We start from the raw sequence: 17426 nt of genomic DNA on the forward strand, positions 1-17426 counted from the left end.
GGATTAAATATGGGAGAATCGGAGCGCAAATTAAATCTCAACGCCTTTTTGTTCGGGACCGGCCACCATGAAGCTTCATGGCGGCTCCCGGAGGCGGAGCCGAGCCGCAACCTTGATTTCGAGCATGTGCTGCAAATCGTTCAGACAGCTGAAAGAGGACTAATGGATTCCGTATTTCTGGCTGATGGCTATATCGGACGCTCCAATAAGCTCGAGCCATTCACGGAGCTGGCTGCGCTGGCAAGCAGGACGAAGCATATCGGTTTAATTGCTACGGTTGGCACTACGTATAATGAACCTTTTCATGTGGCGCGGAAGTTTGCCTCTCTAGACCACATAAGCAAAGGCAGAGCGGGCTGGAACATCGTTACGGGTGCTGGATCAGCCGCACATAATTTCGGGAGGGAGGATCATCCCGATCATGCGCTGCGTTACGAGGAAGCAGATGAATTCGTAGAAATCGCCAAGCAGCTGTGGGACAGCTGGGAGGATGAGGCGGTCATTAATGATAAAACGTTAGGAACTCGCGTCCATAAGGACAAAGTCCATACGATTGATTTTAAAGGAAAATATTATTCGGTGAAGGGACCTCTTAATATCGCAAGGCCGCCGCAGGGTTATCCTGTGCTGGTGCAGGCGGGTTCCTCGGAGAGCGGCAAGGAATTTGCGGCAAAGGTAGCGGAAGTTATTTTTACCGCGCATCAAAGCATTGAAAGTGCTCAGCAGTTTTATAAGGATGTAAAATCAAGACTGCCGAAGTATGGAAGAGAGGCTGACCAGCTGAAGATTTTGCCGGGTATTAGCCCGATATTGGCAGACACGGTGGAGGAAGCAAGTGAAATCGAGAGCGAATTATTCAATTATGTAAATAGAGATGGTGCAATTAAACAGCTATCGGAGCGATTAGGCATTGATTTATCCGCGTATCCGCTTGATGAGCTGCTTTCATTGGAGGGTGTGCGTGAAACGGATGAGGTTAATGGCAACAAAAGCAGGCATCAGCTCATACTGGATCTCGTTCGCCATGAGCAGTTAACGCTGAAGCAATTGATTAATCGACTAGCAGGAGCGAGAGGGCATTTTACGTTTACAGGTACACCTCTTCAGCTTGCAGATGTGATTGAAAATTGGTTTGTTAACGGCGCTGCTGATGGGTTCAATGTTATGCCACAGATTTTCCCGAGCGGCCTTACGCAATTTGTAGATAAGGTGATTCCAGAGCTGCAAAATCGCGGATTGTTTCGGACGGAATATTCGGGAACGAGCTTGCGAGAGCAGCTTGGATTGAAGCGGCCGGCGAATATTCGTTATGAGAGCAAAGCTGTACTTTAAAAGACTAGGTGAGAGCTTGTTGGCTATTAAACGACACAGCTGTACCTCATGATAGAGGAGAGAGAGTTTAATCATGAAAAAACTTACGATAGGCGTAGTTATTTTAATGTTGTTTGCTTTATTGGGGGCTTGTGCCAGTAAGGATAATACACCGGCCAATAAGGCTGGGAGCAATGCAAATAAGCAGCAAGAAACGAACGCAGCCGTAGCGGAAGAAGCGGATTTCAAAAAGCTTGGCGACGAGCCGCTCACGTTAACCCTTTTCAGCACGAGCGGTACTTTTCCAGACGTGGAATTTAATACGCTCATCGCGGACCCGATTAAGAAAAAATATCCAAATGTAACCATCGAAAGAATAACGCCTGCGGCAACAACTACAAATGAAGAAGTGCTTTCCACACATGTTCCAGACATTATTTATTCCTCCTCTTCGTCCCATCAGCGCATTATTCGAACGGGCGCCTATGAGGATTTGAGAGAGCTTATTAAACGCCATCATTTTGATGAGAGCCGGATCAAACCGATTTTGTATGACTACATCAAAGATATAACGAAAGACAAGGGAGGCGAAATCTATGCGATTCCGTTTAACTCCAATCAGCATATCCTCTACTATAATAAAGATATTTTTGATAAGTTTGGTGTTCCGTATCCTACAGAAAAACAGCTGACCTGGGATGAGGTGCTGGATATTGCTGCAAAGCTGACTCGTACGGAGAATGGCGTGCAGTATATCGGTCTATCGGTTGATAACCTAACGGGGCTAGCCAAAGGGCTGGGGCTGCCGTACGTCGATCATGACACGGGAAATGCTGCACTCGATACGCCCGATTGGCTGCGCGTGTTTGAGCTTAATAAGCGCATCTTTGAAATTCCTGGTTACGTAACGCCAGACCATACATGGAACTGGGGACGCGATCAATTTATGAAGGATCAAATAATCGGCATGCGGGTAACTTGGCTGGCGAATATGATCGGTCCACTGGAGGAGCTGCGTCAGCAGGGCGTTGAGTTTAATTGGGATTTTGCTCCGGCACCAAACTTTAGCGACCAGCTGGGCAAAACAAGGGAAGCGCAAATTCATTCGCTTTCGGTGAACAGCCAGAGCAAGCATAAGGATGAAGCTTTCCAAGTCATTGCTGAAATTTTATCGGATGAGGGCCAGAGGATTTTATCTAGAAATGGCCGGGTTCCAGCTGTTATTAATCCAGAGCTGGAGAAGGAATATGGACTGGACATTCCAGTGCTGCAGGGTAAAACGGTGCAAAATGTGTTTATTGGCGAGCCGCTGCAGGAGCATTACGTTCATCCCTACGAACTGGAAATAACGACAAGATTGACAGAGGCGGCTGAGGATTTAGCCATTAACGGGTTGGATGTGAACTCTGCAATTCGCAAAGCAACGGAGGCCATCAATAAAGACGTTGAAACACTCCGAACGACAATAGGAGATAAGTAGATTAGAAGCCAGAGCAAAGGTGCAGCGTAAAATGCGGCCCCTTTGTTTTGTGCTGTTCATTTAAGCAGATTGGAATGGGATAAGGAAGGAAAGCGAAGGAGCAAGTGAATGTTTCATTCATTTGCCCCTGCTTTTATTACGTATGCTGCTGGATATGAGGAATAATGGATCGGCATGCTTGGCGCAAGCCAGCAACGAAGCCGAAAGCGGGACCATGTGTATAGGTCGCTAGCGGGCCGGCAAAGTAAAGTCCAGGTATGCTGCTTTCAAATTGAGCGTTTAGCAGAGGGAATTTTGCATTAGAATGCGGCTCTCGCTCGATATGCTGCAATACATAAGGCGGCAGAAAAGGAACTTGGTCAAGATTAATATGATAGCCGGTAGCGGCAATAACATGATCGACGAGGCGAGTTTCATTGTTTCCAAGCTGAAGCAGCACCTTGCCATCAATCGTAGCTTCTGCATGTGCAATGGCTGCGCCGCCAGTCATCGTCACTTTCCCTTCTACGTAGGGCTTTAAGAAAGGAGCAACACTGCTTTGACGCGGTGTATTTCGCCGCTCCGCCTTGAGCTGGTCGGGCTGTAGATAGAACTGTTCAGCGGAGTCGATGAGCTTCTGGCCAGATTCGACATTATCCTCGCTTGAATACTGAACGGCGTCACGCCGGAACAAAAGCTCAACCTCGCTTCCAGCCATATGAAGCAGTGCGGCGGCTTCCCAAGCGCTTTGGCCGCTGCCGATAACAGCTACCTTCTTGTTTGCGTAGGGCTTAAAATCACGATGAGCGAAGGTGTGGGAGATGAGCTGGGGCGGCAACGAGCTTAGTACTGGAGGGATGTAGCTATAATGCTGCAAACCTGTAGCTATGACTACATGCTTGGCTTGATATTGCTCACCTTCGTGAGTGATCACGTTGAAGCCTGAGGATGAATAATGAAGCTCTGATACGTACTCCGAAGTGAAGGAGATGTCGGTTTGTTTGGCAAACCATAAGGCATAATCGACAAAATGAGGACGAGGAAAGGGGGGCTGCAGTTCTATGCCGGTTTCGCAGCTAAATCGTTCGATGGTGAATTCATCATCCTTATCGGAGAGACTGATGTAGCGGGGATGGGTGCGAATGAACATATTTTGCGGCATTTGCTCCTTCCAGAAAAACATAGGTTTGCCCAAAATAACATAGGACATTTTGCTTGCGGCTGCATGAGCAGCAAGTGAAATTCCGTAGGGGCCGGCGCCAATAATGATGAGATCAACCACAGATTTCACCTCCATTTAAGTTGTTTTGATTTTATGCCGAGTATTATACTAAGAATAATATGTTTTGCAATACACTTTTTTCTAAAAGGTACGATAGATCGTATTGTGATAAACAATGATGATTGACAAAAGATTTATTACGTGATAAATTTTCAGTACATTTTTCGCACTAAAACAGTTTGAATAATCGGAATTATAGTTCTACCGGAAAACCGGAGACAACAGTTGATCTGTGTCTTCGGTTTTTTTGTTTCAAGAGTACTTATTCATGTAGAGGAGGTATAGCAATGAACGAAGTTATTGCTTTATTAAAAAACCATCGCTCCATCCGCAAATATAAAGACTCGCCCATTCCTGAGCATCATTTGGAACAAATCATATTGGCAGGGCAAGCAGCCTCCACCTCATCCAATATCCAAGCTTACAGCGTAATTGCTGTAAAGGACTCTGGGCGGAAACGAAAGCTTGCGGAGCTTGCTGGCAATCAGCAGCAAATAGTTGAAAGTCCGGTGTTTCTCATCTGGTGTGCCGATCTAAATAAAGTCAGATTGGCAGCAAGGCTGCATGAGGATGTAGAGCTTCGTCAGAACGTGGAGCTGTTTCTGCTCGGAACGATTGACGCGACACTAGCTGCACAAAATGCGGCAATCGCTGCGGAGTCGCTTGGTTATGGGATCGTTTATATCGGTGGAATTCGCAATAATCCTCAAGAAATAACTAAATTGCTTGAACTGCCTGAGCTTGTTTATCCGGTGTTTGGCATGTGCGTAGGCGTTCCTGATCAAGAGCCTGATCTTCGTCCAAGATTGCCGCTCGCAGCTGTCTATCATCAAGAAACGTATAAGCAGAGCGGGTTGGAGGATGAAATTATTGCTTACGATTCGATCACTCGGGAGTATTATGCTACGCGCAAAGGTGGAGGCAAAGGCGGAGAGCAGGAAACAAGGTGGTCTCGTGAAATGTTAAGAAGGTTTAAGTCGGATCGGCTGCGTGATCATTTGCATGACTTCCTTGTAGGTCAAGGGTTCAAGCTGAAATGACCCCATTTAATAAAATATAATACGACCGGACCACCGGAGATTTAGCTGACGATAAGCTAAGTCTCTTTTTTATTAGTTAGGCTCATTTTATTTGGATTCTTATCTTGTTTATTAATCTAACGGGAAAAACGCCAGTTAATTTTGCGAATTAATCAGATGGGTTCCATTTAACAGGAAAAGTTCCTGTTAAATGGGCGGAAATAAGCGGTTTTATCGGAAAATGCTTAAACTAACAGGAGAAATTCCTGTTAACGCTCTTTTCTCTTCGAATTCCGCTGAATGAACAGGAGAAATTCCTGTTAAGTACTCAAGTGGCACTGAAAAGTGTGGTGAAGAAACGAAGCCTGAGAATCAACATTGAACTTAAAGTGTTTTCATAATGAACCGAAAATGAGGGATGGCAAATGAGCGAGATAAAGCGGGACAAGAAGGCGCATTTCAACGTGTTTTTGCGTGGAGCGGGTCATCATTCTGCCGCGTGGAAACACCCGGATTCGAATCCAAAGGAGGATTTGGATTTGGAGTATTATGCGAACATAGCAAAGATAGCGGAAAGAGGGCTGTTTGATTCTTTGTTTACAGCCGACAATTATTCCGGACTTGGCAGGAGACTGGAGCCATTTACGCTTCTCTCTGGGCTTGCTGCGCTGACTAAGCATGTTGGGCTTATCGCAACCGTCAGTACAACCTATAACGATCCTTACCATGTAGCGCGGAAATTCGCTTCGCTGGATCATATCAGCAAAGGGCGGGCTGCTTGGAATATTGTAACGGGGCATTCGCAAGATGATGCTGAAAACTTCAATAAGACGGAGCACCCAGACGTGCAAAAGCGCTACGAAATTGGCGATGAATTTGTTGAGGTGACGAAGCAGCTTTGGGATAGCTGGGAAGAGGATGCGCTGATCTATGACAGAGCCGCAGATGTCTCATTGGACAAAAGCAAAGTGTACGAAATTAACTTTAAGGGCAAATATCACACGGTAAAAGGACCGCTTAACATCCCTCGGCCACCGCAGGGGTATCCGGTTCTAGTGCAAGCGGGCTCCTCGGAAAACGGCAAGGAGCTGGCAGCCAAAACAGCGGATGTTATTTTTACGGCACAGCAAACATTAGGTGCTGCCCAGGCGTTTTATACGGATGTGAAGGGAAGATTGCAGAAGCATGGAAGGACGCCGGATCAGCTGCTTATTATGCCAGGGCTTAGTCCAATTGTTGCTGATACGGAAGCAGAAGCCCGCGATATCGAAGACGAGTTTAATGGATTGCTGAATACGAAGCAAGCGTTAAAGCGGCTTTCAAACTATTTTACAGTCGATTTGTCAGAATATCCGCTTGATAGTCTTGTTCCTGTCGATAAAGCAAAGCCATACGGAACGATAACGACAGGAATTACAAGCCGGCAGGAGGTAGTGGTGGATGCCGCGGTACGAGACAAAATGACGATTCGGCAGTTTCTTGCTCGAAGCGCAGCCGGTCATGGTCATGTATCGTTTACGGGTTCTGTACTGCAAACGGCTGATTTCATTGAAAGCTGGATTAGAAATAACGGCGCGGACGGCTTTAATATTTTGCCGCATATTTATTACAGCGGGTTGGAGACGTTTGTCGATAAGGTCGTTCCTGAGCTGCAAAATCGCGGACTCTTCCGAACGTCCTATGAGGGCAAAACGCTGCGCGAGAATTTAGGGCTGGAAAAGCCGGAAAACAAACATAAAGCGATATGGGCTTTAAGCAGGGAAGCAGAAAAGATAAACGGCTGATTTCCATAACGAGGCAGCAGCTCTCATTCCGCTGCCGCAGCTGAAAACTAACGTTTGTATACATTTGAGGAGGTTATTCATATGGCGATTCAATATCGAAATTTAGGCGCAAGCGGATTAAAGGTTAGTGAGATTAGTCTCGGGAGCTGGCTGACGTATGGCGGTTATGTCGAGCGTGAAAATGCCGTGAAGTCGATTCAAACGGCGTATGATCTTGGCATTAACTTTTTTGATACAGCTAATGTGTATGCGAAGGGCGAAGCCGAGAAAGTAGTCGGAGAAACGCTGCGTGCTTATCCCCGTGAATCCTATGTGCTGGCGACCAAGGTCTATGGAAAAATTGGCGATGGACCGAATGATCGCGGGCTCTCTCGCAAACATGTGATCGAATCGGCAAATGCAAGCTTGAAGAGGCTTGGGCTTGAATACGTAGATGTGTTCTACAGCCATCGCTTTGATCAAGAGACGCCGCTTGAAGAAACGCTGCGCGCCTTTGAGGATTTGGTCCGTCAAGGCAAGGTGCATTATGTCGGTGTCAGCGAATGGACGGCTGCTCAAATAACTGAAGCGTTCGCCATCGCAGACAAATATTTATTAGATCGTATTGTCGTGAATCAGCCTATCTATAATTTGTTTGAGCGCTATATCGAGAAGGAGATCATACCGCTTGGGATTAAAAAGGGCTTCGGGCAGGTCGTGTTCTCGCCGCTTGCGCAAGGGCTGCTAACAGGGAAGTACTCATCCAATCAACAAGTGCCAGAAGAGTCGCGAGCCGCCAAGCAAGAAAATTTTAAAAACCGCATAACGGAAGAAAAGCTGGCGAAGGTTGAGCTGCTGAAGGAAATCGCATCCGAATTGGAGCTGACAGTGGGTCAGCTGTCGCTCGCATGGATTTTGCGCCAGCCGAACGTATCCAGCGCTTTGATTGGTGCAAGCCGTCCCGATCAGGTCGAAGAAAACGTGAAGGCATCAGGTATTGAACTTGATCATGAGACACTAGAACGTATTTCAGCGGTTATCGATAACGGCCCAGTATCTACACGAGGTTCATTCTAATCATCTCTGGCCGAAAATGAGCAAAGTCCAGTAAAGAGCATCTCGTTACTGGACTTTGTCATGAAATCGCAAGAAGTAATTGCCAGTTAACGATATATCGTATAGTATGTAAATTAATACGATATATCGTTAACGAAGGAGATTGCACAATGACGAAAGAATGGCAGCCAGAGGAACAATTGTTTTTACATCATGCGAATGAAAGGGAGGGACACGGCTCGGGCAGACGTTTTTTTAGCCGCGGCGGAGTTAAATATGCTTTACTGGCACTGCTTGAACAGGAGGGCATGCACGGCTACCAAATGATGAAGGCGCTTGAGGAGCAATCAGGAGGCACCTATAAACCAAGTGCTGGCTCCATTTATCCCACGCTGCAGATGCTGCGGGATCAAGGATTTGTAGAGTCGTCCAAGCAAGACGGCAAAAAGGTGTTTGAGATTACTGAGGAAGGCAGAGCTTATTTGCTGGAGGAGAACGATAATGCTGCAACAGGAATGGAACGCCCTGAGCAGAGTGAATCCGAAGACGAAGGCGCTCCCTTTGAGAGAAGAAAGCCGAACCGTCGATTGACGCCTGCTGGTAAGGAGCTGCTGCATTTGCTGAAGGCTGCAGAACGAGCGGCTGTCACTGATCCGAGCAAAGCTGCGCAGCTGCGCGTCATCCTGGATGACCTTCGAGTATCGCTTCGCCAAATCACAACAGAAACCGACTGTGACAGCAAAGAAGGGGGCGCGATATGAGAGAGCAGCACAATTCAGCGCCGGCATTTCGAGGCGGGGCAGGAATGGGCGGCATGAGAAAATTCGGAACAGGTGAGAAAGTAAAGCCTGCCAGCATTTACAGCATGTTTATACGAATATATGCGCATGCGCGGACACAATTGCCCGCATTGATTGCAGCAGTTGCCTGCGTTATCGCCATATCGCTGCTTGAATTCATCGTTCCGCAGCTAACGAGACTGACGATTGACCACATCATTCCGAATAAGCTTTTTAATAAACTGCTGCTAATCGGCGGCGGCGTCATGGGAGCAGCTGTTGTGCTCGGTGCTTTGCGCTATATTAGCACTTCCCTTATGGCGTCTATTGGTCAAAGGGTGCTTTACAATTTGCGAAACGACTTGTACCGCCATATGCAAAGCCTTGATATTTCTTTCTTCGATCGCAATCGTACCGGTGATTTAATGTCTCGGGTCACGAATGACGTAAGCATCCTACAGCAAATGATTTCCTCCAGCATGATGCAGTTGTTTACCGATTTTTTCACCTTTACGGCCATTGCGGTTTATATGCTGTGGATCGATTGGAAGCTGACGCTAATGCTGCTTGCGACCTTCCCTTTTATGATTTTGACAACTAGATTTTTCAGCAAAAGAATGCGCTCCTCGTTCCGAACGGTACAGGAATCGGTGGCTGATGTTAGCGATCATCTGCAAAATACGTTAACCGGCATCCGCCTTATTAAAGCGTTTACTGCCGAGAATTACGAGTCTGAACGATTCTCCGAACGAACACAGAAAAATATGGATGCGAATATTCAGGTGACTCGCCTGCGAGCCGCTTATGAACCTATTATTGATTTTCTTAATTTTCTTGGCCTTGCAATCGTCCTTGTTTTTGGCGCATGGCTTGCAATGAAAGAACAAATGACAGTGGGTACAATCGTTGCTTTTATAGCTTATCTCAGACTGCTGCAAAACCCGATTCGTCACTTTAGCCGCATTATTAATACGATTCAGCAATCGGCCGCCGCTTATGAACGCATTATGGAGGTTATGAACACGAAGGCTGAAATTATTGAGAAGAAAGGAGCTGTGAAGCTTCCGCCAGTGAGCGGGCATATTGTTTTTGATCATATTGATTTTGCTTATTCTAAGGATTCGACTGTGTTAAAAGATTTTCAATTGGAGCTTGCGGCAGGCAAGGTGACAGCGCTTGTTGGATCTTCGGGCTCTGGCAAAACAACCATTGCACATCTCATCGCTAGATTTTATGAACCTCAGTCTGGCGACATCACGATTGATGGTTATTCCTTAAAGGATATAACGATCGCGTCTCTTAGGGAGCAAATCGGCATCGTATCTCAGGATATCGTGCTGTTCAATGGCTCTATTGAAGAGAATATTCGGTACGGCAATCTGCATGCAACAGATCAGGAAGTGTTGGCAGCGGCAAAAGCGGCAAATGCTGCCGGCTTTATAGAATCGTTCCCGCAGGGCTATGAGACGCAAATTGGCGAGCGCGGCGTGAAGCTGTCTGGCGGGCAGAAGCAGCGGCTTTCTATTGCACGGGCGATTCTAAAAAATCCGCGGATTATTATTTTGGATGAAGCTACTGCATCACTTGATACCGAATCAGAGCAGCATATTCAAGACGCGCTCGCACAATTATTGCAAGGCCGCACTTGTCTCGTCATCGCGCATCGTCTGTCTACGATTCAGAAGGCGGATCGGATTTACGTGCTGGAGCAAGGTGAAATCGTCGAGCATGGAACACATGATGAACTGCTAAATCATCAAGGCCGGTACAGTCAGCTCTATGAGCTGCAATTCCCGCAAAAGGATGCTTCAGAACAATAATTTTGAAAAATAGGAAGTGGTCGCTTCTTGAAATCAAAAAGGCTGTTGGCCGATTTTTTTCGGAGTACATGGCATATTTACCTGTTCTCTCTCTTTTTCCATTTGATTTCTAACCTGATTAACGTTTTTTTTCCAAAGGTACTGGGACAATTCACGGATAAGCTGCAAATTGGTGGATTAACAAGCAAGCTTATTGTGGATTACAGCATATTGCTGCTGCTTATTGGCGTTGGGCAGGTGCTGTTTAACGGCATCGCAATGTATTTGGTTATGTATGTAGGAAGAAAATTTGAGTTTGTTGTTCGCAGAGGGCTATTCAAGCATTTTACACAAATGGGCGAACGGTTTTATTCGAAAAATGGTGTAGGCAAGCTGCTCAGCTACTTTATGAACGATGTTACAGCTGTAAGGGAATCGATCTCGATGGGGGTCAATTCAACAGCGAATGCGTCGATGCTGCTCGTGGCTTCCATAACGATGATGCTTGTCAGCCATATTCCTTATTATTTGATTTTGGCTTCGATATTTCCGCTGCTGCTTATCCCTTTTATCGTCGTATATCTCGGGCCTATTATTAGAAAACGGTCGCTTGAGGTGCAGGAATCTCTAGGCCTCATGACAGAGACGGCAGAGGAGCAATTCGGCGGCATCCGTGTAACGAAAAAATTTGCGGTAGAAGACATTATGAATGAACGCTTCGGCAAAACGGTCGACCAGATCAGGCTGAAGCAATTGTGGCTAGTGCGCGTTTCTTCTTTTTTCCAAGCGTTGATTCCGTTTCTAGGAGCAATTTCTTTAATCGTCGCGCTTGCTTTTGGCGGTTACATGACGATCACGAAGCAAATTACGCTGGGCAACTTTGTTGCATTGACGCTTTATATTAGAATGCTGATGAATCCACTCCAGCAGATCGGCAATGTCATTAATTCCATTCAACGTTCTCGCGCTTCACTTGAGCGTCTAAACGGCTTATTGTCGCAGCAAACCGAAATTATGGAGCTTCCTAATGCGAAAGAAGTGAATTTGACAGACGCGGGCATTACGATTCGTAATCTATCCTTTTCATACGATCCATTGTCTAGTCCAGTACTGAAAAATATTAACCTGAACGTTAAGCCAGGCTCGACACTTGGTATCATCGGGCGAACAGGGAGCGGCAAGACAACATTGATGAAGCTGCTGCTTCGCACCTACGACCCGCCTCCAGAGACGGTCTGGTATGGAGAAACAGATATAAGAGGAATGACGCTTGAAAGCTTGCGAACTCAAGTTGCCTACGTACCGCAGGATGGCTTTTTGTTCAGTACCACAATTAGAGAAAATATTGCTTTCTCCAATCGAGAGCTTGAGCTTGAAGCGGTTGAGCAAGCTGCGAAGCAAGCTCAAATTTATAATAATATCGCTGAGCTGCCTGATCAGTTTGAAACGAGGCTCGGCGAACGCGGATTAACTTTATCCGGCGGTCAGCGTCAGCGCACAAGCTTAGCCCGCGGAATGATTAAGAATGCTCCGATTATGATTTTGGACGATAGTGTCAGTGCCGTAGATGCGGTGACAGAGAAGGATATTATAGAAGCGATTCAAACGGAAAGAGACAGCAAAACGACGATCATTATTGCGCACCGAATTAGTGCAATCAAGCATGCGGATGAAATCATTGTGATGGATGACGGCTTGATTGTGCAGCGGGGCACTCATATAGAGCTGCTCTCGCAGCAAGGGCTCTATGCGACGCTTCATGCGATTCAGGAGGAGGGAAGTCAACATGCGACCGGCACAAGCCATTCATAATTGGCAGGCAGATCAGAAGGCTGATCCGAATCAACCGGAGCAGAAACCGGAATATGTCTCGGCCTTCCGCACATTGTTCGGGTATGCGAGACCTCATCTATGGGCTTTTATTGGTGTGTTTTGTTGTACGTTAATCGCGATTTTATCTGATTTGTTCCAGCCTTTTTTAATGAAAATAGCGATCGATGACAATTTATTATCCGGCAAAAATGACTACAAAGGGTTGCTAACCATTTGTTTCATATATCTGGGCTTGTCCATGTCTAGTTTGCTATTTAGCTATTTGCAAAACAATCTGCTTCAAAATATTGGGCAAAGCATCGTGTCGCGCATTCGCAAGCAGCTGTTTGGTCATATTTTGAAGCAGTCTATGCGGTATTTCGATCGGATGTCGAGCGGCAGCTTAATTACGCATGTCTCAAGCGATACAGAGGCGCTGAACCAGTTTTTTAATCAGGTGCTGCTGAGCCTGTTTAGGGATGGGCTTACACTCATTTTTATCATGGTGATGATGTTTCAATTAGACACGGAGCTGGCGCTTTATTGCTTGATTTTATTGCCGATCATATGGGCGATTGCGATCGCCTTCCGCTCCTTTATGCGCACGACCTATCAGCTTGCTAGAACGAGGCTATCCCGGCTTGTAGCGTTTGTTGCCGAGAACCTATCGGGGATGAACCTTGTACAGGTGTTTCATCAGCAGAAGGAGCAAGAGAAGCAATTCAACGAGAGAAACAGCTTATATTTTAAGGCAAATCTTCGGGAAATTCGGACGAATGTTGTGTTTGGCCGAACCTTTGATATTTTGAGCAATTTATCAATTGCATTTGTGACATGGCTCGGCGGGAATGCTGTTCTTGGCCACCAGCTGGAATTCGGCGTATTGTATGCGTTTATTACGTATATCCGCCAGTTTTTTCAGCCGATTAATACGATTACGCAGCAATGGAATACGTTGCAGTCTGCTACCGTTGCCATTACGAGAATTTGGGGCGTATTCGCGAATAAGCCGGACATTACAGACCGCGAGCTTGAATCGATCGAGCTGCATAAGACGGATAGCGATGAAGAGGCGGATGAACGTCAAGCGTCTATATCCACTTTGAGCTTGGAGCAGGTGAAGGGCCAAATCGATTTTAATCGGATCTCCTTCTCCTATGAGGAAGGAATTCCGATCATAAAAGATTTGGATTTGCATATCCATTCGGGTGAGCTTATTGGCGTCGTAGGTACGACAGGAGCGGGCAAAAGCTCGTTGATCAGCTTATTATGCAGATTCTATGATGTGAAGGAAGGCAGCATAAGAATAGATGAGATCGATGTAAGGGATATCCCGCAAGCAACCTTGCATCGACTAGTCGGCTTGGTTCAGCAGGAGCCTTATCTGTATTCGGGCAGCATTATTGAGAATATAAGAATGTTCGACGATTCCATTTCTCGCGAGGAGGTTATTCGTGCCTGTGAATTTGTAGGCGCGGATACGATTATCCATAAGCTGAGGGATGGCTATGATACGATGCTGTCAGAACGCGGCAGCGGTTTATCCGCAGGTGAGCGGCAGCTGATTTCTTTTGCGAGAATTATTGTGTTCAAGCCTAAAGTGCTTATTTTGGATGAAGCGAGCGCTAACTTGGATTCTCATACGGAACAATTGATTCAAAATGCGCTTCAGGTCGTATCGCAGGATCGAACAACTATTGTAATTGCGCATCGCTTGTCGACGATCATGCAGGCGGATCGGATTATTGTGATGAGCCACGGTGAAATCGTGGAGCAAGGCAATCATCAGGAGCTGCTGGAGCATGATGGACATTACAAGGAGCTGTTTGAGCATTCGCAAGGCAATATTGCTGTATAAAACTCTTTTTGCGCCATATTTACTTTTTTCGGCACGAGCCGCCAGGCCATTCATCATATAGGAGGCAGATTAGATGAGTCATGTTGTCAATCATATTACGGATTTGATAGGAAACACGCCTTTGGTTCGTTTGAACAGGGTCGTGCCGGACGGAAGTGCAGAAATTTATTTGAAGCTGGAGTTTTTTAATCCAGGCAGCAGCGTAAAGGATCGAATTGCCATCAGCATTATTGAAGAGGCGGAGCGGAAAGGGAAGCTGAAGCCGGGCGATACGATCATTGAAGCGACGAGCGGCAATACGGGCATTGGCATTGCATTGGTAGCCGCAGCTAGAGGCTATAAAGCGGTGCTTGTTATGCCGGAGACGATGAGCTTGGAGCGCCGCAATCTGCTGCGGGCATACGGTGCGGAACTGGTGCTTACGCCCGGAGCTGAGGGAATGAAGGGAGCGATTCGCACCGCGAAGGAGCTGCAAGAGAAACATCCGGATTATTTTCCGGCGCTGCAATTCGATAATCCGGCAAATGTGAAAATTCACCGGGAAACGACTGGCCCTGAAATCGTAAGAGCGGTGGAATCGCTTGATGGCAAGCTGGACGGTTTTGTAGCAGGTGTGGGCACAGGAGGTACGATTACGGGCGCTGGCGAAGTACTGCGTGATCGTTTCCCCGATATCCATATTGTTGCTGTTGAGCCGTCCTCATCACCGGTTTTATCGGGAGGAGCGCCTGGCCTGCACAAAATTCAAGGCATAGGCGCAGGTTTTGTGCCTTCGATATTGGATGCCGATATTTATAACGAGATTATTCAAGTGAGCAATGATGATGCATTTGAGACAGCTAGAAGAGTGGCTAAGGAGGAAGGGATCTTAGGCGGCATTTCCTCAGGAGCAGCTATATATGCCGCTATACAATTGGCGCAGAAGCTGGGCACCGGCAAGCGGGTAGTTGCGGTTATCCCAAGCAACGGCGAGCGCTACTTGTCAACGGTGCTGTATCAACAGGAACAGCAGCTTTAAGGTTTGGTAATAGTAGAAGGACGGACAGCTCGAGGCTTCATAGCCTAAGGCTGTCTTTTATTTGATGCGTATGGTGGGAGAGTAAGGCAGTTACAGGCTCAGACTGTTTTGGAGTGAGGGGTTAGGTTAATAGGATTGGTTTATTGACTAAACGATTGTTTGCTTTGTTGATTGAGCGCCATATTGGGGTCTAAGTCTGGTTTCTAGACTTTGTTGCACGAATTAGGCTGGATTGGTGGGAATAGATCTAGTATATAGATCTATTTTTGCTGATTTGGTGCTTGGACGAGGATAGTGTGGCGATTTACTTACGGATAAGACTAGTTTTTAGTCTTATCTGCACGAAACAAGCTAATTTGATGGAAATAGAACTAGTTTCTAGTTCTATTTTTGCTGATTTAGTACTTTGGCGGGTATATTGGGTCGATTTATTTATGGATAAGACTAGTTTCTAGTCTTATATGCACGAAATAAGCTAATTTGATGGAAATAGAACTAGTTTCTAGTTCTATTTCTGCTGATTAGCCGATTAGATGAGGATATTGGGGCGATTTATTTATGGATAAGACTAGTTTCTAGTCTTATTCGCACGAAACAAGCTGATATGATGAAAATAGGTCTATTTTTTAGTTCTATTTTTGCTGATTGGTACTTTGGCGAGGATAGTGGGGCGATTTACTTACGGATAAGACTAGTTTTTAGTCTTATATGCACGAAACAAGCTAATTTGATGGAAATTGAACTAGTTTTTAGTTCTATTTTTGCTGATTTGGTGTTTAGATGTGTATAGTGGGGCGATTTAATTACGGATAAGACTAGTTTTTAGTCTTATATGCACGAAACAAGCTAATTTGATGGAAATAGAACTAGTTTCTAGTTCTATTTTTGCTGATTTGGTGTTTTGACGTGTATAGTGGGAAATTTACATCAGGATAAGACTAGTTTCTAGTCTTATTTGCACGAAACAAGCTAATTTGATGGAAATAGATCTAGTTTCTAGATCATTTTCAGCCGATTCGCGGCTTAGAGGGGATATGGGCTGATTCGCCGAATGGATGAGCATGTGAATCGATTTGCAGCATCGCACATCAAAGCAAGTCACATAAGTCGCAGATTCACACAAATCACAGCTAGTCACAGCAAGTCACAGCCAATCACTGAAGATCAACCGCTTAGTCACAACAGCGAGCGTCACATGAATGCTTGCCTTATCAAGCATGAACCTATTAAAATGAGGAAGCGATCTTAGTCGCAGTCACGGCGATTTCCGACACTATCATTTTTCACACTATATAATAGAAAGAAGCAGATGCAGCGATGAATATTTTCTTTCACATTTTAATGACAAACGTGCTTCCGATGGTCATCATGATTGGGCTTGGCATTATTATTCAAAGAGCGTTCAAGCTGGATATTAAAACGTTATCGAAACTGAATTTTTACTTATTTTCACCGGCTATTATGTTCGACCTCCTGTATAAAACGGACATTTCTGCCCAAGTGGTAGGGAAAATCTTATTGTTTTTTGTGCTGTTTATGGTTACACAATATATTATCGTTGAGCTGGTTATTAGAATAAGAGGGTATCAGCCAAGCATGAAAAGCGCGATGCGCAACAGCGTCTTGTTCTACAACAGCGCAAATTATGGCATACCGCTCAATCAGCTGGCTTTTGCAGGCAACGAGAAAACACTCGCTATTCAGATATTAATTATGATGATGCAATCTCTTATACCGAACACGTATGGCATATATAACGTCAACGCGCACAAAGCCGATATGCGGGCGATTTGGTGGACAATTATCTCAATGCCGATTATATATGTCATCCCGCTTGCCTTCCTGCTCAGAGGGTTCGACGTTCCCATCCCGCAGCCTATAGCTACACCGATCGGTTACTTATCAGCAGCGTTTATCGGTACAGCACTTATTACGCTGGGCGTACAGCTGGGCAATATGGAGTGGAAAATAAAGCGCTCACTCCTCATTGATGTCAGCATATCGGGCATACTCAGACTGATTGCCGGTCCTTTGCTCGCATGGTTGATCGTCTGGCTGATGGGACTCGAAAAGCTGACGGCAGCTGCCCTCATCGTTTCATCAGCTGTCCCCACTTCACTCAGCAGTGTGCTGCTCGCTGTAGAGTTCGACAACGAGCCAGAGTTTGCCTCGCAATCTGTTTTTGTTTCTACTATTTTAAGTATAGTCACGGTTACCGCAGTCATTTTTTTCTTAAAACTTGATATTTAGAAACTAGTAAACCTATCAAC

Annotated in this window: 12 protein-coding genes; 11 read left to right on the top strand and 1 reads right to left on the bottom strand. The window is 45.9% G+C overall.

Annotation, left to right across the window (positions count from 1 at the left end):
- The first annotated feature begins 9 nt into the window (after positions 1 to 9).
- Positions 10 to 1332 (top strand): LLM class flavin-dependent oxidoreductase, encoded by a 1323-nt coding sequence (locus tag AC1DOV_RS29795; RefSeq protein WP_477551782.1) that lies wholly within the window; start codon positions 10 to 12, stop codon positions 1330 to 1332.
- A gap of 73 nt (positions 1333 to 1405) precedes the next feature.
- Positions 1406 to 2791 (top strand): ABC transporter substrate-binding protein, encoded by a 1386-nt coding sequence (locus AC1DOV_RS29800; RefSeq protein ID WP_441883633.1) that lies wholly within the window; start codon positions 1406 to 1408, stop codon positions 2789 to 2791.
- 136 nt (positions 2792 to 2927) lie between these two features.
- On the opposite strand, the gene AC1DOV_RS29805 is transcribed toward AC1DOV_RS29800, so the two are convergent.
- Positions 2928 to 4052, bottom strand: coding sequence for an NAD(P)-binding domain-containing protein (locus tag AC1DOV_RS29805; protein ID WP_477551783.1), 1125 nt, complete (start codon positions 4050 to 4052; stop codon positions 2928 to 2930).
- 287 nt (positions 4053 to 4339) lie between these two features.
- Here AC1DOV_RS29805 and nfsA point away from each other — a divergent pair, with 287 nt between their 5' ends.
- The 9 genes from nfsA (at position 4340) to AC1DOV_RS29850 (ending at position 17406) form a co-directional block, all read left to right on the top strand.
- On the top strand, positions 4340 to 5092 hold the full coding sequence (gene nfsA, locus AC1DOV_RS29810) for an oxygen-insensitive NADPH nitroreductase (protein ID WP_477551784.1): 753 nt from the start codon (positions 4340 to 4342) through the stop codon (positions 5090 to 5092).
- A 404-nt stretch (positions 5093 to 5496) separates the two neighbouring features.
- Positions 5497 to 6855 carry an LLM class flavin-dependent oxidoreductase gene (locus AC1DOV_RS29815; protein ID WP_477510645.1) on the top strand — a complete coding sequence of 453 codons (1359 nt, stop codon included), beginning with the start codon at positions 5497 to 5499 and terminating at the stop codon, positions 6853 to 6855.
- 81 nt (positions 6856 to 6936) lie between these two features.
- Entirely contained in the window at positions 6937 to 7911 is a 975-nt protein-coding gene (locus AC1DOV_RS29820) for an aldo/keto reductase family protein (RefSeq protein ID WP_477551785.1), read from the top strand.
- Positions 7912 to 8060: 149 nt separating this feature from the next.
- Complete coding sequence (locus AC1DOV_RS29825) at positions 8061 to 8651, top strand: PadR family transcriptional regulator (RefSeq protein ID WP_477551786.1); 591 nt, start codon at positions 8061 to 8063, stop codon at positions 8649 to 8651.
- Complete coding sequence (locus tag AC1DOV_RS29830) at positions 8648 to 10489, top strand: ABC transporter ATP-binding protein (protein WP_477551787.1); 1842 nt, start codon at positions 8648 to 8650, stop codon at positions 10487 to 10489. Before AC1DOV_RS29825 ends, AC1DOV_RS29830 begins: the two co-directional genes overlap by 4 nt.
- Before the next feature lie 27 nt (positions 10490 to 10516).
- On the top strand, positions 10517 to 12280 hold the full coding sequence (locus AC1DOV_RS29835) for an ABC transporter ATP-binding protein (protein WP_477551788.1): 1764 nt from the start codon (positions 10517 to 10519) through the stop codon (positions 12278 to 12280).
- The gene (locus tag AC1DOV_RS29840; protein ID WP_477551789.1) at positions 12255 to 14138 is read left to right on the top strand and encodes an ABC transporter ATP-binding protein; all 1884 of its coding nucleotides are present in this window, start codon (positions 12255 to 12257) and stop codon (positions 14136 to 14138) included. Before AC1DOV_RS29835 ends, AC1DOV_RS29840 begins: the two co-directional genes overlap by 26 nt.
- A gap of 73 nt (positions 14139 to 14211) precedes the next feature.
- Positions 14212 to 15156 (top strand): cysteine synthase A, encoded by a 945-nt coding sequence (gene cysK, locus AC1DOV_RS29845; RefSeq protein WP_441883609.1) that lies wholly within the window; start codon positions 14212 to 14214, stop codon positions 15154 to 15156.
- 1317 nt (positions 15157 to 16473) lie between these two features.
- Positions 16474 to 17406, top strand: coding sequence for an AEC family transporter (locus tag AC1DOV_RS29850; protein WP_477551790.1), 933 nt, complete (start codon positions 16474 to 16476; stop codon positions 17404 to 17406).
- Positions 17407 to 17426 lie beyond the last annotated feature (20 nt).

The sequence above is a fragment of the Paenibacillus sp. 01T47 genome (genome assembly GCF_056398245.1).

Coding starts and splice junctions, on each gene's coding strand:
- AC1DOV_RS29795 (WP_477551782.1), top strand. CDS start 10: ATGGGAGAATCGGAGCGCAAATTAAATCTCAACGCCTTTTTGTTCGGG.
- AC1DOV_RS29800 (WP_441883633.1), top strand. CDS start 1,406: ATGAAAAAACTTACGATAGGCGTAGTTATTTTAATGTTGTTTGCTTTA.
- nfsA (WP_477551784.1), top strand. CDS start 4,340: ATGAACGAAGTTATTGCTTTATTAAAAAACCATCGCTCCATCCGCAAA.
- AC1DOV_RS29815 (WP_477510645.1), top strand. CDS start 5,497: ATGAGCGAGATAAAGCGGGACAAGAAGGCGCATTTCAACGTGTTTTTG.
- AC1DOV_RS29820 (WP_477551785.1), top strand. CDS start 6,937: ATGGCGATTCAATATCGAAATTTAGGCGCAAGCGGATTAAAGGTTAGT.
- AC1DOV_RS29825 (WP_477551786.1), top strand. CDS start 8,061: ATGACGAAAGAATGGCAGCCAGAGGAACAATTGTTTTTACATCATGCG.
- AC1DOV_RS29830 (WP_477551787.1), top strand. CDS start 8,648: ATGAGAGAGCAGCACAATTCAGCGCCGGCATTTCGAGGCGGGGCAGGA.
- AC1DOV_RS29840 (WP_477551789.1), top strand. CDS start 12,255: ATGCGACCGGCACAAGCCATTCATAATTGGCAGGCAGATCAGAAGGCT.
- cysK (WP_441883609.1), top strand. CDS start 14,212: ATGAGTCATGTTGTCAATCATATTACGGATTTGATAGGAAACACGCCT.
- AC1DOV_RS29850 (WP_477551790.1), top strand. CDS start 16,474: ATGAATATTTTCTTTCACATTTTAATGACAAACGTGCTTCCGATGGTC.